Source organism: Streptomyces sp. NPDC002130 (genome assembly GCF_040296465.1).
In the GTDB taxonomy this organism is placed as follows: Bacteria; Actinomycetota; Actinomycetes; order Streptomycetales; family Streptomycetaceae; genus Streptomyces.
Genome location: NZ_JBEOXI010000913.1, coordinates 1 through 1,326 on the forward strand (window position 1 = coordinate 1; position 1,326 = coordinate 1,326).

2 protein-coding genes are annotated in these 1,326 nt (G+C 63.6%); both read right to left on the reverse strand.

Going from position 1 to position 1,326, the window contains the following annotated elements:
* Nucleotides 1-413: 413 nt before the first annotated feature.
* Nucleotides 414-635: a hypothetical protein gene (locus tag ABT116_RS46905; protein WP_209923336.1), complete on the reverse strand. Its 222-nt coding sequence runs from the start codon at nt 633-635 to the stop codon at nt 414-416.
* 423 nt (nt 636-1,058) lie between these two features.
* Nucleotides 1,059-1,326 (reverse strand): hypothetical protein (locus ABT116_RS46910; RefSeq protein ID WP_351647455.1); only part of this gene is annotated, 268 nt, incomplete at its 5' end.

The window sequence follows — 1,326 nt, forward strand, 5'->3', positions numbered from 1 at the left end:
GCTTGGCATTGGCGGTGTGCAGGTCGTTGCCCTCGGGGGCGGTGAAGAACTCGGGGGGAAGCTGTTCCTGGGTGCGGGGCAGCTCGGTGGTCATCCCCCTGCCGAAAATGATCGTTTGGGAGCCGCGGGTCGGCACAGCGCCCGCGACAGCTATCACCGTAAAAGGCGTGCCACCTAAATCCGCGATTCACACCCCAGTTCGTACTGAGGGAGCGGTGTCGAGAACTGGTGTCGACAATCTATGTCGAATAACCCACAGACCTTGTCTTTTCGACAGAGAAGTTTTTTTCAGGCTGCCCACCAGACGATGACGAGGGCGAAGAGGATGCAGCTGAGGACAACGGCAATTTCTGACCTCGCTCCGAGGAACTTTCGGACGCGCTTTCGTCGGTCGATGCGAGGCGGTGGTGCCGTCATGGTGTGGGGGAGGGCTGAATCGTGGCTTCGAGTCGGGTGAGTCGTTCTTCGAGGGCGCCGGTGATAGCGAGCAGTCCCAGCACAGTGGGTTCGGTGATGTCGCTGCCGTGTTGAGCGTGTTTGAGCAGGGTGGTGCGCAGGAGTGAACACATGGGGGCGTCGTCGCTGATGGGGAGTTGCTCGAGTTTGGCGGTCAGACGCTCGTCGGGGGAGGCCATGGGTAGCTCCTGCACGTGTGGATCATGCAGGCCGAGTGAAAGGGGCGACTGCCTGCGCGGTGGCAACGGGTGGTGCGCTGGAACCGAGGCGGAAAGCAGCGCACCACAGTGTGATGTTACTGCGTCATTGCTGGGCGCTCGGTACGTGGGAGGTAAGTGACGGCGCACCCCTGGATGCGAGGAACTAGCTCGGTACGGTTCACCTGCAGGCGGCGAGGTACTCCTCGGTAGTTCAATGCTCAAGTAGCTGTAACTGTGCGAAGACTGGTAACGGGGGTGAACGGGACGTAAATTTTCGGGGGCGGCATCACCCGGTCCCCAACGGGTATGGCGAACGCTCCGCCGGTAGCCACCCCTGGTCTATCGGCGGGCGGCCCGCCCCGCAGGTTTCGGCGTGTGGACTGCGATTCGCTGCGCAGGGGGTCAGCGCGGGTTGGGGGTGCGCCACAGGGTTGGGGTGTCGCCGTCGTCGGTGTTGGCGAGGGCCCGGATTCCGTCGGCGTCCTGGGCGAGGATGTCCGCGAATTGCTGTCGGTGGGTGTCGTCGAGTCCGTCGGGAAGGTTCGCCCCGTCGGTGATGGATGCTGCGGCGCCGTCGAGGTAGCGGGCGATGCGCAGGAGCAGTGGGCGTGGTGTGGGGACGAGGAAAGCATTGGCGTCCGCGGTGATCATGCCGAGGGTCGAGAGCAAG

What these genes read in the sequence shown, in the direction of transcription:
- ABT116_RS46905 (WP_209923336.1), bottom strand. Translation starts at nt 635, where the DNA reads ATGGCCTCCCCCGACGAGCGTCTGACCGCCAAACTCGAGCAACTCCCC.